General features: G+C 69.3%; 8 protein-coding genes. 1 reads left to right on the forward strand and 7 read right to left on the reverse strand.

What is annotated here, in order from left to right; all coding sequences use genetic code 11:
* Window positions 1–12: 12 nt before the first annotated feature.
* Window positions 13–1,479: a GuaB1 family IMP dehydrogenase-related protein gene (locus tag ACZ68L_RS04340; RefSeq protein WP_469574092.1), complete on the reverse strand. Its 1,467-nt coding sequence runs from the start codon at window positions 1,477–1,479 to the stop codon at window positions 13–15.
* A 304-nt stretch (window positions 1,480–1,783) separates the two neighbouring features.
* Between ACZ68L_RS04340 and ACZ68L_RS04345 the strand changes: the two genes are divergently transcribed.
* Window positions 1,784–2,806, forward strand: coding sequence for a terpene synthase family protein (locus tag ACZ68L_RS04345; protein ID WP_469574093.1), 1,023 nt, complete (start codon window positions 1,784–1,786; stop codon window positions 2,804–2,806).
* Between the two features lie 142 nt (window positions 2,807–2,948).
* Here the strand turns inward: ACZ68L_RS04345 and ACZ68L_RS04350 are convergent, their stop codons facing one another.
* From ACZ68L_RS04350 to ACZ68L_RS04375, 6 genes are all read right to left on the reverse strand, one after another.
* On the reverse strand, window positions 2,949–3,965 hold the full coding sequence (locus tag ACZ68L_RS04350) for a sugar-binding transcriptional regulator (RefSeq protein WP_469574557.1): 1,017 nt from the start codon (window positions 3,963–3,965) through the stop codon (window positions 2,949–2,951).
* A 164-nt stretch (window positions 3,966–4,129) separates the two neighbouring features.
* Window positions 4,130–4,813, reverse strand: coding sequence for a ribulose-phosphate 3-epimerase (gene rpe / locus ACZ68L_RS04355; RefSeq protein WP_469574094.1), 684 nt, complete (start codon window positions 4,811–4,813; stop codon window positions 4,130–4,132).
* Window positions 4,814–5,420: 607 nt separating this feature from the next.
* On the reverse strand, window positions 5,421–5,645 hold the full coding sequence (locus ACZ68L_RS04360; RefSeq protein WP_469574558.1) for an SbtR family transcriptional regulator: 225 nt from the start codon (window positions 5,643–5,645) through the stop codon (window positions 5,421–5,423).
* Window positions 5,629–6,231, reverse strand: a complete 603-nt coding sequence (locus ACZ68L_RS04365; protein ID WP_469574096.1) for a hypothetical protein — start codon at window positions 6,229–6,231, stop codon at window positions 5,629–5,631. The genes ACZ68L_RS04360 and ACZ68L_RS04365 overlap by 17 nt, the downstream gene beginning before the upstream one ends.
* The gene (locus ACZ68L_RS04370; protein WP_469574097.1) at window positions 6,231–7,172 is read right to left on the reverse strand and encodes a hypothetical protein; all 942 of its coding nucleotides are present in this window, start codon (window positions 7,170–7,172) and stop codon (window positions 6,231–6,233) included. Before ACZ68L_RS04370 ends, ACZ68L_RS04365 begins: the two co-directional genes overlap by 1 nt.
* On the reverse strand, window positions 7,169–17,344 hold the full coding sequence (locus ACZ68L_RS04375) for a WXG100-like domain-containing protein (RefSeq protein ID WP_469574099.1): 10,176 nt from the start codon (window positions 17,342–17,344) through the stop codon (window positions 7,169–7,171). Before ACZ68L_RS04375 ends, ACZ68L_RS04370 begins: the two co-directional genes overlap by 4 nt.
* Window positions 17,345–17,346: the final 2 nt, after the last annotated feature.

Here is a 17,346-nt window from a genome sequence, read left to right on the forward strand (position 1 = left end):
GGGAGCGCGGGATCAGCTCCAGCTGGCGTGCAGCGGCTTGCCCTCGGCGTAGCCGGCGGCGCTCTGCACCCCGACGACGGCCTTCTCGGCGAACTCCTCCAGGGAGGCCGCCCCGGCGTAGGTGCAGGAGGAGCGGACGCCCGCGATGATCGAGTCGATCAGGTCCTCGACGCCGGGCCGGGCCAGGTCGAGGAACATCCGCGAGGTGGAGATGCCCTCCTCGAAGAGCGCCTTGCGGGCGCGGTCGTACGCCGACTCGTCCGAGGTGCGGTTCTTCACCGCACGCGCGGAGGCCATGCCGAAGGACTCCTTGTAGAAGCGGCCGTCGGCGGACTGCTGGAGATCGCCCGGCGACTCGTACGTACCGGCGAACCAGGAGCCGATCATCACGTTGGACGCGCCCGCGGCCAGCGCCATCGCGACATCGCGCGGGTGACGGACGCCGCCGTCGGCCCAGACGTGCTTGCCGTACTTCTTCGCCTCGGCGGCGCACTCCAGGACGGCGGAGAACTGCGGGCGCCCCACGCCGGTCATCATCCGGGTGGTGCACATGGCGCCGGGGCCGACACCGACCTTGATGATGTCCGCGCCGGCCTCGACGAGGTCGCGCACGCCCTCGGCGGCGACGATGTTGCCCGCGACGATCGGCACCTGCGGGTCGAGCGCCCGGACGGCCCTGACCGCGTTGATCATGGACTCCTGGTGGCCGTGGGCGGTGTCCACGACGAGCGTGTCGACACCCGCGTCGAGCAGCTGCTTGGCCTTGCCCGCCACATCGCCGTTGATCCCCACGGCCGCGGCGATCCGCAGCGCGCCGTCGGCGTCGGTGGCGGGGGTGTACAGAGTGGCGCGCAGTGCGGCCTTACGGGTGAGGATGCCGACGAGCCGGCCGTCCGCGTCGACCGCGGGGGCGAGCTTGCGGTGGGCGCCGTCGAGCTTGTTGAACGCGTCGCGCGGGTCGATGTCCGCGTCGAGCAGCACCAGGTCCCTGGACATGACCTCGGAGAGCTGGGTGAAGCGGTCGACGCCGGTCAGGTCGTGGTCGGTGACGACACCGACGGGACGCCGGTCCCCGTCCACGACGACGCCCGCGCCGTGCGCGCGCTTGGGCAGCAGGGACAGCGCGTCGGCGACCGTCTGGCCCGGGGTCAGCACGATCGGCGTGTCCAGCACCAGGTGGCGCGTTTTCACCCAGGAGACGACATCGGTGACGACCTCGATCGGGATGTCCTGGGGGATGACGACGAGCCCACCGCGACGGGCGACCGTTTCGGCCATCCGGCGGCCCGCGATGGCCGTCATGTTCGCGACGACGAGCGGAATGGTGGTGCCGGTGCCGTCGGGCGAGGAGAGATCGACACCCTGGCGAGAACCGACCGCCGAACGGCCCGGAACCATGAAGACATCGTCGTACGTGAGGTCGTACGGGACCGAGGGGGACTCTGTGTAGCGACCGGTGCCGGGCTCAAGAAAACGCATAAGCTCATTTTTTCATACGAAACGGAGCAGGTCGCTTCCACGAAGACACAGCAAACGACCCCCGCGTTCATATGTTCCTCCAAGGGAACCGCGGGAGCCCCGGGCAAGTGGAACCTGCCTTACCCACGGACCCTACCCGAGCGGCACGCGAATCTTTCGCGATCATCTTCCCTGGACCTGGCGACAAGGGGTCGGGTAGCTTCAAACCCGCAGGTCCCGTGGGTCACCACTGCGCCCCGGAGGAACAGGCGGAGAGGTCACAACTTCCGTCACCCGTACGACCGGAGAGGATCACGACCCACCCGTGGAGAGCGAACTGCCGGACATTTACTGCCCGTTCCCCCAGCGGACGAATCCGCACGTCGGGCACACCCGAGTCCACCTCGACAGCTGGATCCGCAACACCGGTCTGGTACACCGCGATTCAGCCAGGGAGCGCTTCGAGCAGGCGGACTTCGGCGCGTTCGTCGGCATGGTGTACCCGACCTCCGACGGCAAGAATCTCGACCTCGTCGCCGACTGGTTCGTGTGGCTGTTTCTCGTCGACGACCAGCTCGACGACGGGTATCTCGGCCGCAGCCCCGAGCGGGTACGGGACGTGGTCGCGGTGATGCGTTCCGTGATCGAGGGCAAGGGTACGGGCACCCTGCCGGGCGAGGGCCTTCCCGCCGCCGTGGTGGCCCTGGTCGATCTGTGGGAACGGACGATCCCGACCGCGGCCGCGCACTGGCGCACCCGGTTCGGCTGGCACCTGACCACGTATCTCACGACAACCACCACCTGGGAGGCGGGGAACCGGGCGGCGGGCGTGGTGCCCTCCGAGGAGACGTACATCGCCAAGCGCCGCCACACCGGCGCGATACATGTCTGCATGGACCTGATAGAGATCGTGGCCGGGATCGAGGCTCCCGAGTCGATCCACAACGACTCCCGGTTCATCACCGCGCTGGAAGCGTCGTGCAATGTCGTGTGCTGGGCCAACGACGTGTACTCGTACGAGAAGGAACAGGTGCTCGGCGAGATCCACAATCTCGTCCATCTGGTCCGTCACCACCGCGGATACGGCAAGCAGGAGGCGCTCGAACACGTCTGCGCGGAGATCGCCACGGAGACGGAGCGGTTCCTCACCGCCGAGGCCGAGCTGCTGGCCGCGTACCCGCAGCTTTCCTGGATGCTCACGCCGTACCTGGACGGGATGCGGAGCTGGATGCGCGGCAATCTGGACTGGTCGCGGCAGACGCCCCGCTACAACCCGGCCGATGTGAACCAGTACAAGGCGCCGGAGCAGTACCTGGAGTCGACGGTCCTGGGCACGGCCCGGAACTGACCCGCCGGGCAGGAATCCCGCCCGGACGGCTCACCGGCTGTCCGGGCCGGTCCCGCGCGACGGCCGACGGGCGGGACCGGGGCACGCTAGCCCGGCAGGATCCGAACGAGAGGCCCCGGGTGCGGATCACCGGCGCCCGCGCTCAGTCCCCGTCCGGGTCCGCGCGCTCCAGGGCGGGCCGCCGCGGCGCCGCCGACTCGGTCAGCAGGTAGTCGGCCGCCGCCGTGTCCGTCACCAGGCTGGTGACCAGACCGGACCGCAACACCGCCCCGATCGCCGCGGCCTTGCGCTGGCCGCCCGCGATCGCCACCACCTCCGGGATCCGGCGCAGCCGGTCGGCCTCGACCGTGATGCACCGCTCCCCCAGGTCCCGGCCGACCCGCCGCCCCTCCTTGTCGAAGAGGTGCGCGGACATCTCCGCGGCGACGCCGAGCGACGCGTAGTGCGCCCGCTCCTCGTCCGAGAGCATGTCGTGGACGGTGGAGATGCCCGGCTCCCAGGAACCGATGGAGACCGCGGCGACCGTCACCTTGTCGAAGTAATCGAAGGCGCGGGCGATGCCGGTCTGGTGACGCAGCGCGGCGGCCGTGGCCGGGTCGGGCAGCAGCATCGGCGCATAGATCGGGTGGGCCTCGCCGCCGGCCACCTGGGCGGCCCGCCGGACCGCCTCGACCGAGCCCCGCTCCGCCGTCCCCGCGTCGTACACCCCGGTGAGCTGCACGACCGTGCACGGCGGCAGCCGGTCGAGCGCCGCCGCCATGTGGATGGTGGACCGGCCCCAGGCCAGGCCCAGCACATCACCCTCGTTCACCAGTTCGCCGAGGAGATCGGCCGCGACCTCCCCCAGATTCTCCGGGTCGGGTGCGTCGTCCTGCTCCTCCGCGGGAGATTCGACGACGACCGCGTGACGCAGCCCGTAGCGGGCCCGCAGAGCGTCGGACCGCTCGGCGTCCAGCTCGGCGGGAACGCGGATCTCGATCCGTACGAGGTCGCGCTCCAGAGCCGTCTCCAGGACCCGGGCCACCTTGAAGCGGCTGACGCCGAACTCCTCGGCGATCTGGATCTTCGACTTTCCTTCGAGGTAGAAGCGGCGGGCCATGGCCGCCGCCTGCACCAGCTCCGCGGGCCCCATCCGCAGGGCGGACCGTCCCGCCGACATTGCAGACACCGCGATCTCCTCACTGCTGTTCACACTCTCGATACGCCGTTCATCCTGTCAGATCCGGCGATCCCTGATCGGTCCCGTCGGACCACGTTCATCTGCCCTTGGCCGGGCCGACCCGCAATCGGGGGCCGGAGCGGGTTCCGGCGCCGGTTGCGGCTTCAGTGGCGGCACGCCCAGGCCGCCGAGGCGGTGGCCCCTTCTGCCTTGGCACGCAGGGCGCGCACCGCTTCGGCCGGGTCCTTGGCCCCGTACACCGCCGAACCCGCGACGAAGACATCCGCACCGGCCTCGGCGCACCGCTCGATGGTGGACTCGGAGACACCGCCGTCGATCTGGAGCCACAGTTCGAGGCCGTGCTTGGAGATCAGCTCACGGGTGCGGCGAATCTTCGGCAGCATGATGTCCAGGAACGCCTGACCGCCGAAGCCCGGCTCCACCGTCATGATCAGCAGCATGTCGAGCTCGGGAAGCAGGTCCTCGTACGGCTCGATGGGCGTCGCGGGCTTGAGCGCCATGGAGGCGCGGGCGCCCTTGGCCCTGATCTCCCGCGCCAGCCGTACGGGGGCTGCCGCGGCCTCCACGTGGAAGGTGACGGAACCGGCTCCTGCCTCGACGTACTGCGGTGCCCAGCGGTCCGGGTCCTCGATCATCAGGTGGCAGTCCAGCGGAGTGTCCGTGGCCCGGCTGAGCGATTCCACGATCGGCACGCCGAGGGTCAGATTCGGCACAAAGTGGTTGTCCATTACATCGACGTGGAGCCAGTCGGCACCTTCGACCGCCTTCGCCTCCTCGGCGAGACGGGCGAAGTCAGCGGACAGGATGCTGGGGTTGATCTGGGCCATGAGCCAAGCCTGCCATGTTCCGCGCCACTTCCCCGCCCTGGTGCGGGCCAAAGCCTCACGGGATCATTACGGTTCTCGAAATCGGGGTGTTCGGGCCGTGCGATATGGACGTTTCAGCCCGCGTCGGCCCCTTCAGGGGCGATACGGACCCTACGGCGATGGGATTTCTGCCGACAACCGGATCCACAGAATCGGGCGGGCAGCCGGTCCTGACGCGGGGCAGCGCGCGACCGCGCTCCTCGCAACCCGGAGTCTCGTCACGGAACTCCGCCGGCTCCGCGATTTCGCTACGCACTGTGGTCACGTCCGCTACAGGGTGCGGGTCCCCGCCGCCTCGCGCACGGACGTCCTGAGAGCCTGTCGGATCACCTTCGATCGGAGAGCGGACGCGGCATGGCGCATGCGATTCCAAGGCGCCGGGAGGGCCTCGGATGGGGTCTCCCGTGCTCCTTGAGAGCTCGGGGAAGGAGCTGCCAGGACATTTCGGCAACGCAGGAAGCGTGCGTGCCACGCCGCGCCCGCCCGCCCGATCAGAGGTCGTCCGACAGGCTCTGAGCGGCGCCGGACCTCGTACCGCCGCCACGCATCCCGCCGCACGTCACCGCGGTCAGCAGCCCCGGCGATCCACCAAGCCGCCTCGCGGCTGCTCCATCGCCGCACATCCCACCAGCGGCGACTGCACGTCTCCCACCGAGACGTCCGGGCGCACGGCACCCGCCGCGCGGGCGCGCGTGAACAGCACCTCCAGGACCTCTCCGAACCTCGGAGGGTAAGTGGCGGTAGACCGTCCCGGCCCCCGCCCCCGCCGGGCGATCTCACGGAGGGGCACCATCCGTCCCTCGGTCACGAACGCCGTCCTGGCCGCGGCCAGTACCCGCGCCCGGTTCCGCAAGCCGTCGGATCGGGGTGGGGCGCGTGGTGGACCCGCCGGTGAGGATGTCCAGGGCCAGGTCGGAGAGGGAGGGCGGGGCGGGGGCGGGGGCGGGGGCTGATCCAGCTTCTGGGGCAGTGCCGGTCTCAGGAGCGGTGCCGGGCGCAGTCTCGGGTTCGGGCACGGTCTCGGGTCCGGGTTCGGGTCCGGGGCCCACCTCATCACGTTCGTTCTCCCCGTGCCCCTCCTCGTACCCCTCCTTCCTGCCGTCCTCCTCCCGTCCGGCAGTCGACGTGGCCTCGATAGCGTCCAGCTCAGCCTGCTTGAGCTGGACGTGGCGTGCGGTCAGTGCGACTCGCTCCGTCAGCTGCTGGAGGGTGGGCATCTCCGCCAGCTCTCGTAGCCGTGCGGCGTGCTCCCGCTCCGTCTGCGCGTACCGCAGGGCGGTCTCGGCGTGAGCGCGCACGGCGTCGGCGAGTTCGGCCTCGACGGCGGCGAGGGCGGACGGTCCGGTCCCCGTCCCGGTGGCGAAGGAAGCGGACGACATCAGGCACCACCGCCCGGCTCGCCGGAGGAACTGCCCCCGGCCGAATTGCCGAGGTTCACTGAGCCCAACGGCTCGGAGATGAAGGTCGCGCCCCGGACCGGGGGCCTGGGGACCAACGCGCGACTGGTGTGCGAAGACCTGCCCCGATTGGGCCGGAGTTTCTTGTCGTGGTGGCTCGTACGTCCGTCGTCCGAGCTGTCACTCTCGTCGCCGCTCCCGTCGGTGCCCCCGCCTTCCTCGTCGTCGCCTTCGCGACCACGCTTGGAGTCGTTGTGAGAGCGCTGCGGGCCGTACTCGATCACGGCCCGCCACCCTCCGAGCCGCTCCCCCTCAGCCTGTGGGTGTTCCGGGTCGATGAGATTGCCCCACGGATCCCTGGCCGGTGGCTCGACACGGATCTCCCGGGTGAGCACCAGACGCGGATACGAGGAGCGCCCTTCCCTACCCGCGACGTACACAGGACCGGCAGGGGCGGTCGTGCGGATGGGCATGCCCAGCGCCCGGGAATGCTGAGTCAGCAGGTATTGCGCGCTCTCGTCCAGAGCGAAACCGTTCTCCGGAAGACGGAACTCCGAGAAGGGCGGTGACTTCTTCGTGTGGGTGTTGACCGCTCCGGTGTGCGTCCTGCTCTTCGGGTGCGGCGCTCCGGTGGTCATCCTGGTGAAGAATTCTTGCACCTGCATGCGCGCCTTCCGTGCACCAGTGGTCATATCCGTCAGCGGCTTCAGCACTTTCTGTTCCTCGGCCGTCATGCTCGTCAGGTGCTCCGGGCCCGACAGGGCGTGGTCCGCGCCGATGGGACCGGCTGCGGCGAGAAGGTCCAGGAACGCCTCGTTGACGCAGGTGCTCCCTGCCGGGCTCGTGGTGCTGGTGCCCGCGAGGGCGGAGGGCTGCCACGGCTGATAGTGCGGGGTGGGCGCAGTGGGGTCCAGATCCATCATGTCGTCGTCACAGGTGCCGGTGCGAAGTCGATGTCCATCGGCGAGGACGGTTCGTACGCCTGGGAGCCGCCGAGGAGCCCGCCCTGCTCGTTGAGGGCGTCCCTGGTGACGGCTCGTATGTGCGCGGTCAGGTCGCCCGGGTTGATTCCGAGGTCGGTGAGAACGGCCTCGGTCCGGCGCACCTCGTTCTCCGCGGCGATGAATCGCTGCTCAGCGGCGAGATGTGCGGCAGAAGGGCCTCGCGAGCCTTGGCCCTCCGGTGGCCCGAGACGCGATTCCTGCCCACGCGCCTGGGCGAGTTCGTTCAGCGCGCGCTGGTGGTCGGCCCAGGCGTCGATCCGGGCGGTGGCCATCGCTCCGGTGGTGTCGCCGACGATCAGCCGGCGCTCCGCAAGGCTGCGGGCCTCCATGGCGGGCGAGGAAAGCCTGGCCGACTGTTGGTGCTGCTGCTGGTTCTGTGCTTGCTGTTGCTGCTGTTGGTTCTCCTGTTGCTGCTGCTCTTGCACGGTGGCCAGCTTCTGCCGCGCCGCGGACACCCGCGTCTCCTGCGCCTTCAGGTCGGATCGCAACTGCGCCGCACGCGAAGCGAGTTCGGCCGCCTCGGCCGCCGCGGCCCTGTGGCGTTCCAGCTCCGCTCGGGCCGCCCGCGCCGCTTCCTCCGCGTCCCGGAGCTGCTGCTCGGTCTGCCGGAGGTGCTCCTGCGCCGCGTTCTCGTCGGTTTCCGTCACATGGGAGTCGGTGCCGGGGGCTTTGCTGGTGGACCAGCTTGAGGCGACGTCGGGCTGGTGGACGGTGTGGTCGGGAGAAAGAAGGCTGCCGTTCTGGGCGGTGAAGTTCTGGGGGGTGAAGTTCTGGGGGGCGGTGTGCAGGGGGATGACTGCGTTGTTGCTGACGTTTTCGATGGTGGTGAGGTAGTCGTGCGGGAGATTCAGGAGGGATTCCTGGCGGGTGTGCACCATGAGGCCGTCGCTGCGCACTGCGCCGGCGCTGTCGTTACGACGGAAGAGGTGGGGGTCATGTTCCTTGGCGTCGGAGTATTCGTCGGCAAGGCCGAGGAAGTGGAGGATCTCGTGCGTCAGCACCGCGTCGCTGTGGCCGACATCCCACTGGAGCTGGTCGGCGCGTCCCGGGGTCTGAGCCTGGGACAGGGTGACGGCCTCGCTGTGGTCGGGTGAGAACAGGAGCTCCGCGGTGACATGCAGCTGGTCGCTGGAGTCCGGCAGCTTGTAGCCGACGTTGACGTAGGTGTCCAGGGTGGACTGGACGCGGGCCTGGAACGCGGCCAGATCCTGCGCGGTCAGCCCGTCGACGAGCCTGACCGGCAACGTGACGAAGAACTGACGGACCATCCGCCCATCGGGCATCTGCACGCGGCGGACGTGATGGCGAATCAGCGTCATGGAGCCGTTGAGCCGGCCCGGGTCGCGTCGGGTCTGCGCGACCTTCGGGTCGAAGCGTTCGGTGTGCACGGCGGCAGTGCTGGATTCGCCGATCTGCCTGATCTCGTGCGGGAGTACGGGGCGGGCGAGCCGCTCGCCCGAGGTGCGCTGCTCGGACTTCGGGACGGGCCCCGTGGGGGTGGGGTCCGGAGTGTGCGGGGAACTCGGAGCGTGCGGAGCGGGCCACTGGGGAGTCCGGGAGGCGAGCGACTGGGCGGTCGGGTCAGTGGGCGGTGGCACCGGGAACCCCGGTACGGCTGTCCCCTCGGGGCGGTGCGCGTCGGCGAGCTGGGTGCCCAGAATGAGCAGGTCTGTGACGGCGGCGAGGTGACGGTCCTCCGCATCGGAGGCCTGTTGCCGCAACTCCTGCCGTTGGGCCAGCAGTTGATCCCGCACGGCGTCGGCGACCCGGGTCTGCGCCAGGCCGCGGGCCTGCTGGGCGGCGCGCAGACCGTCCCACGCCCGTACGTTGTCCTGCAGGCGCGGCAGCTCGGCCAGCAGCATCGACTCCCGACGGCTCAGTGCCTCGGCCCGGGGGCCGGCCCCGGAGGGCAGCGCGGCGAGCCGGGCCTGGGTGGTTTCGAGCATTCTCGTGGCGCTCCGCAGGTCCTGCCGCGCCTCGGCCTCCGTCCGGTCGAGCCCCTCCGCCAGGGTCCGCTGGTCGGAGAGCAGCCGGTCGGCCTCGCGCAAGGCCTCACGGCTGGAGTTGAGCCGCTCGGTCGCCTCGGTGAGCCCGAGCCGCGACCCGAGGTCGCCGCCGAGATCCCGGTGGCGCTCCTCAAAGGCCCTGAGCTCCTGCCGGGCGTGGTCGAGGCCGGCCTTCGCACCGTTACGGTCCGGGAACGCGGTGGTGTCCGGGCCGAAGGTCCAAAAACGGGTGCCGTCGCCGTCCCGGAGTGCGAGTTCCACGGTGAACTGCCCGGACTGCGCCACCGACGACGCCCTGTAGAGCGCCTCCACGCGGGCGTCGGCAGTGGGGTTCGGTCCGAGGTCGAGCCAGAGCTGCGGCACGGCCCCCGACGGCGGGAGGTTGGGCGAGGCGCTGATCAAGGCGGCGATGTCGGCGGGGGCGAGGGTGTTCACATCCGCCGTGGACAGGTCCCACACCCCGTCGCCCCGGTCCGCGCCGGGGAGCACTCCGAGCCCGAGCAGGTCGCGCTCCGGCAGCCGCATCACGGCCGTGCCGGTCACGTAGCGCACCTCGTCGTTCGGGCCGGTGACCGTGGTGACGGTGTCGACCTCGACCTCGTACGTCCGCACTCCCTGCTGGGCGTCGGGCTGCCCGGCCATGCCGGTCTTCTCCCAGTGGCGGCCCACGGCGGAGATGCCGCCGCCCTGGCCGGCCGGCGTCGACTGCTTCGCCAGCAGCGGAGCCGATATCCCTGCGCTGTAGTCGCCCTTCTCGCCCAGCGTTCCGGACACGCCGAGGTTGAACGCGCTGTTGCGGGACGTCGAGGAGCCGGATGTCGTGCTGAAGCCCGTCACCCGCACCCGGTCGGTCGTCACACCCTTGGTGTCGTCGATCAGCCTGGGGTGGAACACCTCGGTGGACAGGGTGACCTGGGGGTGCGATGAGGTGCCGGACAGCGTGCCGCCCATTCCGGCCGCGGCGCGCACCGGGTCAAGAGTGATCTTCCCGCCGAGTACGAGTTCCGTCAGCCGGACGGCTGCGCCGTCAGCCGATTGCCCGGAGCTGAGGCCCTTCCCCTTCAGATCAGGTGCCACCTCCTGCACAGCGTCGAGAAGTTGGCGATGATGGGTGATCCCGTAGACGATCTCGTCGCCGGTCGGCCGGATCGGGGCGGCCCCGGAAAGCCGACGGGAGGTGCGCGGATCGACCACGGTCACCTCATCGGCCAGCGGCTCTTGTTCGGGAAGGAGCTGTGGTGTCCGCTGCTCGCGGTCCCCGGCGAACCGGAGGGTGACCCGCCCGTCCACCTCCTCGTCCAACCGGTGGACGGGCCCGTCGGCGTCGACCTGGATGTCGGCGTCGAAGAAGTATCCGAGCGTGAACTCGTTTCCCCCCTCGGTGCGTTGCCACACCCGGTCCTCGGCCGACTGGGAGGTGCTCACCGTGTCGGTACGCGTCGTGGAGTTGCCGAGGGAGGGGCTGAACGTTGCCTTGCGCGAGTTCTCGGCGGACGTCGGCTTGACGATGCTCCCCGGCAGGGTGATGCCCCAACGGGTGGTGTGGCCCTTGCTCTTGGTGACGTTGGCGGGGGCGTGCGCGGTGAAGTTCTCCACCGCCGCACCGGCTCCGGCCTTACGGCCCCGTACGTAGGACAGTTGCGTCGCGTCCCAGGCGGGCCGGCCGTGCACACGCACCGTGACGGTCCGGGTGGTGGGGCCGCCCGAGTACGGGAAGGTGAAGCTCAGCGGCTTGCCCGCACCCCGGCCGGGCAGCGCGCCGAGCGCGGCCGTTGAGGTGTAGTCGGCGATGCGCTGGCGCAGTCCGGGCACATAGGCGCGGTGTCCGGGCGTGAGACTGCCCGGCGCGTGCCGCTCGACGAGGGCGGAGAGGCGCTCGCGCAGGAGGTCGGGCCGCCGGGCATCGTCATTGACGGCCGGAGGGGCGGCAGCGGACTCCCGCTGGTCCTCGCGGCCCCGCTCGTCCTGCGAGGGATGGGTGTTCTGCGGCTGCTCCGCCGACTGGCCCGGAGTGGATGCCGGGGTCGAGATGGCCGGGTCCACCGGTACGGGCAGCGGCTCCGAAAGAGGCGTCACTTCCAGCACCGCCGCGAGACCGAGGACGCCGTGCTGGACGAAGCGGTACGGCAGCTTGACGTCCATGGGGCGTGTCGTGTCGGTTTCGGGTCCGGCGAAGTGCGCCAGCATGGTGCCGCTGCGCCGCAACTGGTCCGGCGTGGCGAGGAACGTGATGCCGCCGGGGACCTTCACCGTGCGCGTCACGGAGTCCGCGGTCTGATTCAGTGGGGTGACGCGCCGATGGCCCCGGTGGATCGTCACCTCGTACGTGACATCGGCGCTGATCCGGTGCTGGAGGCCGCTCTCGGACGGCACGCGGGTCATGCTCGTCGACGCGGACGTCGTCGCCGAACGGCTGTTGCCCGCGCCGTACACGCCTTTGACCCCGCCGCCCCCGGTGGTGGGCTTCGGATGCTTCGGCTCGGACGGGTCCGTGCTCGGCGGCTGGGCGGCGGCGGCCTCCGCCTCCGCCCGGCTCTGGCCGTACTTCAGCGTGAGACCGGGACCGCCCTCGTGCGCGGTGGACTTGGTGATCTGGTGGGAGGCGCTGTCGGTGGCGCCGAGGTCCGTCTCGCCGTACTGCTGAACCTGACCCAGGCTCTGCGGGTTGCTGAGGACGGCCCGGACCTCGACCACCAGATCGGTCCCCGAGAGAGCGCCCGGGACGAACAGATCGTCGATGACGAACCGCCCCTTCACCATCTGGTGCGCGCGCGACATCAGGCTCGCCGGTGCGAGCTGGGCGTGGACGACTTCGTGCAGCAACAGACGCTGGTCGGAGGGGTCGGTCCCGGACACGGACTGCTGGACCAGCGACCCCGCGTGCAGGATGAAGTCCACGGCGGACTTCGCCGCGTTCATCGCCGACGTCCACAGGGAAGAGTTCGCGGAGGCGGATGTGGTGGGTACGGGCCGCGGGACGGTCGTCGGCAGGATCGGCCCCCGGCCCCGCTCACTCAGGTCGTTCAGCTGGATGCCGCCCGGATTCTCCGACGGGAATCTGCCGGGCATGGGCGAAGGCTCGGTGGCAACTGACGGCGTGGCAGCAGTCTGTACGGCTTCCTGCTGTATGGCTTCCTGCTGTACGGATTCGGTCTGCTCCGGCGGCTCGGAGAGGTTCGCCAGCATCGAATCGACGGCCTCGTAGAGCGCTTGACTGCCCCGCATGACGTCTACCAGGGAACTGTCCGGCAGCAGAAAGGTCGTCTGCGGCTCGGGAAGCGGAGTGCCGGAGGGCTGGAGTTCCGCCGGTCCGTACATCACCTCGACCGGGTCGGTGCGTTGGACCGGCACGGCCAGATCGACGAACACCTGGTGAGATGCGCGGGACGGGCCGGACACGCCGGGCCCGAGGGAGTCGTTACCCGCGAGCTCCTTCGAGTCGAACCTGACGGTGGGAGTCGATCCCGGCCCGTCGAGGACGTCGATACGGAAGACGGTGGGGATCCGGAAGACCTCGGTGCTCTGATTGCTCGTCAGAATGAACTGCGTGTGCGCCACCGAGGTGCCCACCGTCGCGGTCTCGGTCGTCTGCCAGGTTCCTTTGTAGTCCCCGGTGAAATTTGCGCGGAAGTGATTTGCCGTCACTCCGGTGAGCTCACCGGCCAGTTGAAAGTTGTAGGTGGTGCTGGACGACTCCTGCCCGGTACCGGGCACGGTCAGGCCGCTGGCATTGGGCATATGGACGCCGCTCAGCGACTTGATGTGCTGAGGAGCGCCGGTGTCGTCCCGGTCGAGAGTGAAGCGTATTTTGACGCTGTGCACAGCGCCGCCGAGCTGCGGCTTGGTGAAGTGGAGAACCATTCCGCCGTCGACCAGTTCGTCCATGGTGCCCAGGAGCCCGCCTTGAGAACCGAGCAGCTCCAGCTTGCGCAGGTTCTCCAGCCGCGTCTTGACCACGCGTTCATCCATGAACCGGTCACTCTGCTCCCCGGGGTGGGGCAGGTAGTCGTTGTTCTGGAGCCAGGTCTTGGCCGCGGCGAGCACCGGGTTCATGCCGTTCCCGTGCACCCGCAGGGGCGTGGTGGACAGGCCGATGCTGTCCAACCCTGCTATCTCCTTGGGTGGCTGCTTCGCCTCGCCCGCTGCGGGAGTTTCTCCCTCGACCCCCTCGGGGCTGAGTGTCCGGATGCGTATCGGAGTGGCGGGGGCGTTCCAGGGGCTCTGCCTCGTCCCGTCCGCCTCGATGAACTCGATGTGATAGGTCACGGTGGCCGGAGTCAGCACGTGCCCCGCGTTGGTGCGCAGATTGTGCAGCACGTTGTGCGTGGCGCCCGCGCCGAGACTTCGGTCGCTCTGCTTGGCGAAGCTGCCCTTGGGCACCAAGGTGCCGCCCAGGTTGAAGTCCCGGAACGCCTTGTCCGCTGCCTCCGGCATCTTGTTGAAGGCGCCCCCGAGCGAGACTTCGCCGCCGTACGAACCGGACACCTTCGACAGGGAGTCGACCTTCAGCTGCCGGTCCAGGAAGCGCTCCAGGCTGTACTTCGGGCCGACCTTGACGTCCGGGCCCTCGCGCGGGGCTACCTCCGCCGTGATGTGGAACGCGCCGACGGCATTACCGCTCTTGTCCAGCAGCACCGGCGACCAGGTGCCCGTAGTGCCCCCGGGATCCTCCGTCACCCGCTGCAGCGGTAGCGCACCGAGCAGGTGCTCCCCGCCGAAGAACTTCTCCGCCGAGAGCAAGGACTCCGGGGCGAGCCGCGCGAGCAGGTCGTTGTGCCGGTCCCGCACCGCACGGAGCAGGCTGCCCGGGTCGGACATCGAGTCCATGACCCACAACGGCGAATCGTTCAGGTGCTGGTTGAACTCCGCACTCTTGGTGTGGTCGAAGACCTTGCCGCTCTCCGTACCGTAACCGGGCTGGGCCAGGTGCTCGGGGAACCATGCGGTGACGGTGCCGAGGTCGGCGACGCCACTCCTGTCGTCCGGCCTGATCTCGTCGAACGGGGTCGGCGAGGGCTCCCGCACGCGCCCGACGGCCGAGTAGTCGAAGGGGCTGGCCGGTTCCGTACTACGCAGCAGAGTCGTCGAGTTGACCGCGCTGCTCACGGTGGTCGAGAGCGTGCGCTGCTGATGCGTGCCGTTGATGTTGACGGAGAACGGGAGTCCGGTCAGGAAGCCCTTGATCAGGCCGAACGTGTTCGAGAGCGGGGTGAGGGACACAGTGCGGACCGCCGTGGTGGCGGCCTGCGACGTACTGTCGAACGCGCTGGCCTGCCGCTGCTCGTTGTTGTGCGGTGGCTTGCGGTCACCGGTTCCGAACAGCGCGGAGGGCGTCGGCCTCTCCAACTGGATCTGTACGTCGAGAGAGCGCGGCCGGCCGCCGACGTCGACAGTGATGCGGTGGCCGTCCTTGCTCAACAACATGAGCCGGTTGTCGTGCAGGGCCTGCGGACCCAGCAGCGTGGCGAGTTGGGCACGGACCTCCGCGCGCTGGTCCTCGGAAGCGAACGGGCTGATCTGCTCCAGCGCGTCCAGTGCCTGCTGCTGGAGGGCTGCGGCGACCTTGTCGGAGATCGGAGCGAGGTGGATGCCGCCGAGCCCTTCGCTGCCATGCGTGCCGAACCTCGCAACGTCCGACGAGAATGTGCCGACGGGCGGGGGCGGCGGGGGTGGGGGTGGGGACATCAGTGTCGGGGACAGCAAGGTGCTCGGCCCCTGGCTGCTGTCGTCGTCGATCTGAATGATCGTGTCGGGCGGCAGTGTCGGGGACAGCAGGGTGCTCGGCCCCGGACCGCCGTCGTCGATCTGGGGGATCGTGTTCGGCGCCTGACTGCTGGACCAACTGCGCTTTTGCGTAGGGTTGTCGGAGATTTCGCCGTCGAGGTTGTTGTCCGGGGCGAGACGGTTCTCGGGAGAGAAATCGGTAGGGACCTGGGTCAGGCCTTCATTCTGCGTCTGGACCGGGGTCTGGGTCGGGGACTCCGACAGCGTCTGAACCGGCGGCTCGACCGGAGACTCCGACAGCGTCTGAACCGGCGGCTCGACCGGAGACTCCGACAGCGTCTGAACCGGCGGCTCGGACTGCGTCTTGACCGGGGGCTCAGTCTGGTTCTGGTTCTGGTTCTGGTTCTGGTTCTCGTTCTGGGGGCCGGACTGCGTCTGAGGCTGAGAGGACTCCTGGCCGCCGACCATCTGCTGCGACGTGCTGGTCGTGACGTTGCTTTCGGTGGTGAGGCTCTGGGTCGGGGTTTTGACCGCCGTCGGCACGGAACGGACGTTCTGGTTGCTCTGCGAGTTCGACGTGCTCGACTGGTTCGCACTCGGCTGGGGCGTCGCGGCCGTGGATGTGGACGTGACGGACGGGTTGTTCTGAGACGCGGTCGATGGCTGCGAGACGGCGACCGGCGTGGCCTGGTTCGTCTCGTGCGATTCCTCGGTCCCGGATTGCCAGCTGTCGCCGTCACTTTCGCTGTCACTGTCACCCCATGTGCTCTCCGTAGCGAGGTAGTTGAGCGATTCAGTGTCGGAATCGGTGTCGGAATCGGTGTCCGACCCGATGTCGGTCGACGTGTCCGTGAGCGAGTCCGTGTCCGGCGACACGGTGGGCGTCGTGGCAGGCGGCGTGGACGTCGACGGTGGCTCCTTGCCCCCTCCGCCGCTCTCCGTACTCGTACCCGAAGCCGTACTCGTACCGCCTCCGGAACCAGCCCCTGTCCCCTCACCGAGCCCACCCGGCGCCTCAAGCCCTCCGCCCAGCAGCTTGCTGCGCAGTCCGTCGCCGAGGTGTTCGCCGCCGGTTTCCAGCATATGGCCGACCCGGCCCTCGACCATGCCCGAGCCGAAGGTCAGTCCGGACGTCTTGAAGGTGTGCTCGTCGGAGAAGATCAGGTTGTACATGCCCTCGGAGACCGCCGCGTGTCCGCCCTCGAACAGGCCCTTCGTGGTCCACTGCGTCCCCGCGCGCACGGTCGACTGGAGGATGTTCTTGCCCAGCGCGTCCGCCGCGCCCTGGCCCAGCACCTTGCCCAGCGGGCCGTTCGCCACGTCGCCGAGCGGCTTGAGGGTCTTGCTCAGCGACTCCGGCAGGTCCTTCTTGCCCGTGTTCTGCAGCAGCGTGCGCGCCCAGTCGCGGCCGACGTCGCGCGACTCGTTGCCACCCAGATGCTTCTTGAACGTGTCGCCGACCGATTCGACGAACTTGTCGCCCGCCTCCTTCCCGCCCGGCCCCGCGGTCTTCGGCAGGTGGTCCTTGAAGTTCTTCGCGATGTCCTCGCCGAAGGTCTTCAGCGGCTTCGGGCCGATGCCCGTCGGCCCCTTCGGCCCGTGCACCGGGGGCGGCGGAAACGCCTCGTCGAGCTGCTTGCCGAGGTTCTTGCCGCCGTCCTTGCCGAAGAGGTCGGCCAGCTTCTTGCCGAATTTGTTGCCCAGGAACTCGAACGGACCGGCCAGCAGGCCCTGGATGGCGCCGGACAGCGCCGCGCCCTTGGTGAGCGAGCCATCGAAGTTGTCGCGGCTGCCCTGGTTGAGCTGCGACCACTGGACCAGCAGGTCCATCGCGACACCCATGCCCACGTTGATCAGCTCGTGCATGAGCAGCGTCATGATCAACCGGCCGAGCCGGGTGCGGATGATGAACCGTACGATCGCCTGCTTCGCCAGGTACGCCTGGATCGAAGCCCCGAAGAAGAACGCCAGTGCCGCCGCCACGGCCGCTTCGACCAGCAGTTCCACCAGCTGGGCGATGATCATGTACTTGGTGTACTGGAGCTGGGTGGCGCTCTCGCGGGTGAACTCGCCCAGCAACTTCGCCTGGTCGGCGACCGCGTTGAAGTAGTCCAGCCCCTCCTCGCCGATGAAACCCTTCATCGCCGCCTGGTACATCTCGGCGGCGTCCCCGCTGAAGTTCTTCCTGGTGTACCCCAGCGCCTCGGCGATCTGCTGCTTCATGTCGTTCGTCAGCTTGCCGTGCAGGTCCTTGTGGACCTCGGCGAGCGCGAACATCTTGTCCTCGTCGCCGTTGGGGGGCACTTCACCGGTCAGCGCGGCGAACAGCCACGCGCACTCGGGCGGGAACTCCAGGGACACGG

The organism is Streptomyces sp. NPDC104309, from assembly GCF_055584025.1.

Coding starts and splice junctions, on each gene's coding strand:
- ACZ68L_RS04340 (WP_469574092.1), bottom strand. CDS start 1,479: ATGCGTTTTCTTGAGCCCGGCACCGGTCGCTACACAGAGTCCCCCTCG.
- ACZ68L_RS04350 (WP_469574557.1), bottom strand. CDS start 3,965: ATGTCGGCGGGACGGTCCGCCCTGCGGATGGGGCCCGCGGAGCTGGTG.
- rpe (WP_469574094.1), bottom strand. CDS start 4,813: ATGGCCCAGATCAACCCCAGCATCCTGTCCGCTGACTTCGCCCGTCTC.
- ACZ68L_RS04360 (WP_469574558.1), bottom strand. CDS start 5,645: ATGGTGCCCCTCCGTGAGATCGCCCGGCGGGGGCGGGGGCCGGGACGG.
- ACZ68L_RS04365 (WP_469574096.1), bottom strand. CDS start 6,231: ATGTCGTCCGCTTCCTTCGCCACCGGGACGGGGACCGGACCGTCCGCC.
- ACZ68L_RS04370 (WP_469574097.1), bottom strand. CDS start 7,172: ATGATGGATCTGGACCCCACTGCGCCCACCCCGCACTATCAGCCGTGG.